Source organism: Leptodesmis sp., from assembly GCF_052746595.1.
The window spans coordinates 1-3,593 of the sequence record NZ_JBRAGO010000189.1 but is presented as its reverse complement, the minus strand read 5'-3'; the positions used below and the strand labels follow the sequence as shown (position 1 = coordinate 3,593).

Sequence of the window (3,593 nt, the reverse complement as noted above, 5' to 3'; positions counted from 1 at the left end):
CCTGCGGCTATGGGCGGAGCACTGCGACGGATTTAGGTAGTGTCCAGCAACAAACTCATCATGTTTCTACACAGGAGAATAATTTATGAGTGATTTAGCCGTCATGGGTGCAGTGGCGATGGTAATGGCTGGACTGACGATCGCCATTGGCTCAATTGGCCCAGCGCTCGGAGAAGGTTGGGCAGTGGCACGAGCACTGGGGGCGATCGCCCAGCAACCGGACAAAGCAAATGTCATTACCCGCACTCTATTTGTCGGGTTGGCCATGGTGGAATCGACCGCGATTTATTGCTTAGTCGTATCAATGATTTTGCTGTTTGTGAATCCATTCTGGAATCATTTTTTGGGAAAATAATTTGGGAAACTAACGTGTTAATTAACTGGTTTACCGTCTTTGCCCAGGTGCTGAACTTTCTGATTCTAGTTGCCCTGCTGCAGTGGTTTCTCTATCAACCGATTCTCAAGGTGATGCAGAAACGCCAAACTCTGATTGCGGAGCGGTGGCAAGAAGCAGAACGCTTGCAGGCAGAGGCACAACAAGCTCTAGCGACCTATCGATAACAGCAGCAGGAACTGCAACAGCACCAGGCAACATGGCAGGCAGAGGCAAGGCTCGCGGCGGATCAGGAACGGCAACGGCTGTTGGGACAGGTGCGGCAAGCGATCGCTGACCAGCGTACCGCATGGCAGGCAGAGTTGCAGCAGGAACAGGAGGCTTTTCTGCGAACCCTGCGCCAAAACGTGATTCACCAAACCTACGCAATTGCCCGTCAAGCATTAAAAGATCTGGCAAATGCGGATTTGGAAGCGCAACTGGTGCAGGTTTTTTGCGATCGCCTGCACCATTTAGATAGTTCGCAACAGCAGGCGATCGCCCAGACACTCTCTCAAACCAATCAACCCATCCTGATCCGGAGCAGTTTTGAACTTCATCCCGATCGATGTCAGCAGGTAACAGAAGCCCTTCGCACGCAGTGTGAGATCCCTCAACTGATTGAATTTGTCACCACGTCTGACCTGTTCTGCGGCATTGAAATCAAACTCGCTGGACAGGAAATTGTCTGGAGCTTCGACACCTACTTACAAACGCTAGAGCAACGGCTATCCAACGCCTTAATACAGAAAGAGACATCCCACTATGAACCGCATTTCTCAGCAGGTGCAGGTTGCTTGCTCTGATGCTTGTGACCTGATTGCTCAAGTTCTCAGTCAATATCAAGCTAATCTGACACTTCGTGAGACGGGCGTGGTTCAGTCGGTCAGACCAGGAATTGCCCGCGTCACAGGTTTACCTGGAGTGCAAGCGGATGAACTGGTATGCTTCCCAAAAGCAGGAATTGGAGCAGGGGTCTCACCCTTGTTAGGCATTGCCTTTAACCTCGACCCAGAGGAGGTTGGTGTGATTCTGCTGGGAGACAGTCAATACCTGCAAGCCGGAGATGAAGTCTACCGCACTGGACGAGTGATGGATGTTCCTGTGGGGGAAGCATTGCTAGGGCGCGTCGTCACCGTGATGGGACAGCCGCTAGATGGTCGGGGTGCCCTCGATATCGCAGAGCGTCGTCCGGTGGAGCAAGAAGCCCCCGCCATTCTCGATCGCGCTCCTGTCACGGTGCCGCTGCAAACGGGACTCAAAGTGGTGGATGCCCTGATTCCCATTGGTCGGGGACAGCGAGAATTGATTATTGGCGATCGCCAAACTGGGAAAACGGCGATCGCGATTGATACCATCCTCAACCAGAAAGATCAGGATGTGATTTGCATTTATTGTGCGATCGGACAACGATCGGCGGCGATCGCCAAGGTCACTGCCACTCTACGAGAACAGGGCGCAATGGCGTACACAATTGTGGTGGTAGCCGCCGGACAGGATCCCTTGGGGCTGCAATATATTACCCCCTATGGCGCGACCACGATGGCCGAGTACTTCATGGAGCAAGGGCGCGATGTGCTGATTGTCTACGACGACCTCACCCACCATGCCCGCACCTACCGCGAACTCTCGCTGCTGCTGCGTTGCCCGCCCGGTCGTGAAGCCTATCCCGGCGATATCTTCTACATCCACTCTCGCTTATTGGAACGCGCCACTCACCTGTCTCCGGACTTGGGAGGTGGGTCTCTGACGGCACTGCCCATTATCGAAACCCAAGCCCAGAATATATCCGCCTATATCCCCACCAATTTGATTCCCATCACTGATGGTCAAATCTATCTCTCGCCCGATCTGTTTCAGAAGAGTATTTTTCCAGCGATTGACGTGGGGAAGTCGGTTTCGCGGGTAGGGGGCAAAACTCAACTCCCGGCTTACTAGGCGGTTGCGGGCGATCTCCGCCTCTCCTATGCTCAATTTCAAGAAGTTGAAGTCTTTGCCCGCTTTGGCACCCAACTCGATGAACCCACCCAACAGACCCTCGATCGTGGTCGCCGTATCCGGGAAATATTGAAGCAACACCAATCCCAACCTCTGGCTGCTGCCGAACAAATCGCCATTCTCTTTGCCGTCACCAACGGACTATTCGATTCTGTTCCGATTGAGCAACTGAAGGAAGTAGAACACCACATTGCTCAGACCGTGACTCAGCAATTATCGGAGGTGCGCGATCGCATCTACAGCGGCAGTCTGTTGACCCAGGGCGATCGCGATACCCTCATGCACACCCTCTCAAGGACGATTCCTACTCTGGGAAGCTACGCCAGCGCCCCATCCTAAACGCTATCTCCTCTCCCATGCAAACCCTTGAAACCCTTCAAACCCAAATCCATAGCATTGAAGATTTACGCGCTGTTGTCAGAACGATGAAAGCTCTGTCAATGGTGTACATTCGCCAGTATGAACAAGCAAGAATATCCCTCACTGACTACAACCACACGATTGAACTGGGACTGCAAGCACTGCTGCATCACCGCCATTTTTCTGAAACCCAGACGGGTTTTCCTTTCACCACAATGCCAAAACATCATGGATTAGTTGGGGTCATTTTATTGGGTTCCGGTCATGGCTTATGCGGATCATTTAACGAGCAAATCGTTAACTATGCACTGGGGCAACTCCAGCACCACCAAATTTCGCGCGATCGCCGTCTGGTAGCAGCGGTTGGGGCACGGCTGATCCCGTACCTGGAAACAGCACACCAGCCGATCCAAACGACATTTTCTCTACCCAGTTCCCTCGCAGGTAGTCTTCAGTTAATCCAAAACCTATTGTTGACCATTGAGCAGTGGCGCTTTCGCCAGCAGTCCCACCCAGTCACATCTACATCCGATGAGATGACGGAAATGCCCCATCCATACGTAGAACATATCCTCTTGTTCTACAACCAACATCTGTCCACGACTGCCTATCAACCATTCAGTCTGCAACTTTTACCGCTTGATCTTTCTTGGCTTCATCAACTCGAACAACGCCCCTGGAACTCCGCTGCACAACCCAGCTTGAGTATGGATTGGGAGCCATTATTTTCCAGGTTGATTCGTCAGTACTTGTTTATTGCACTGTATCGAGCCACCGTTGAATCTTTGGCCAGTGAAAATGCAGCCCGACTGGCAGCAATGCAGTCGGCTGAAAAAAATATTGAAGAACGTCTGACGGTTCT

At 52.2% G+C, this 3,593-nt stretch carries 5 protein-coding genes and 1 pseudogene; all 6 read left to right on the top strand.

The annotated features are described in order from the left end of the window. The first annotated feature begins 85 nt into the window (after positions 1-85). Positions 86-355, top strand: coding sequence for a F0F1 ATP synthase subunit C (locus ACUVQO_RS22800; RefSeq protein WP_445928112.1), 270 nt, complete (start codon positions 86-88; stop codon positions 353-355). 14 nt (positions 356-369) lie between these two features. Further along, positions 370-561, top strand: a complete 192-nt coding sequence (locus ACUVQO_RS22795) for a F0F1 ATP synthase subunit B family protein (protein ID WP_445928111.1) — start codon at positions 370-372, stop codon at positions 559-561. An 81-nt stretch (positions 562-642) separates the two neighbouring features. Continuing rightward, positions 643-1,179: a hypothetical protein gene (locus tag ACUVQO_RS22790; protein ID WP_445928110.1), complete on the top strand. Its 537-nt coding sequence runs from the start codon at positions 643-645 to the stop codon at positions 1,177-1,179. Beyond that, the gene (locus ACUVQO_RS22785; protein ID WP_445928109.1) at positions 1,139-2,311 is read left to right on the top strand and encodes a F0F1 ATP synthase subunit alpha; all 1,173 of its coding nucleotides are present in this window, start codon (positions 1,139-1,141) and stop codon (positions 2,309-2,311) included. Before ACUVQO_RS22790 ends, ACUVQO_RS22785 begins: the two co-directional genes overlap by 41 nt. Positions 2,312-2,326: 15 nt before the next feature. Continuing rightward, positions 2,327-2,710 (top strand): annotated as a pseudogene (locus tag ACUVQO_RS22780) (F0F1 ATP synthase subunit alpha); the annotation flags it as partial. A 17-nt stretch (positions 2,711-2,727) separates the two neighbouring features. Beyond that, the coding region (locus ACUVQO_RS22775) for a F0F1 ATP synthase subunit gamma (protein WP_445928108.1) at positions 2,728-3,593 on the top strand (866 nt) is incomplete at its 3' end.

Bases quoted from the DNA above. Each gene is read 5' to 3' on its own strand.
- ACUVQO_RS22800 (WP_445928112.1), top strand. From the start codon at position 86: ATGAGTGATTTAGCCGTCATGGGTGCAGTGGCGATGGTAATGGCTGGA.
- ACUVQO_RS22785 (WP_445928109.1), top strand. From the start codon at position 1,139: ATGAACCGCATTTCTCAGCAGGTGCAGGTTGCTTGCTCTGATGCTTGT.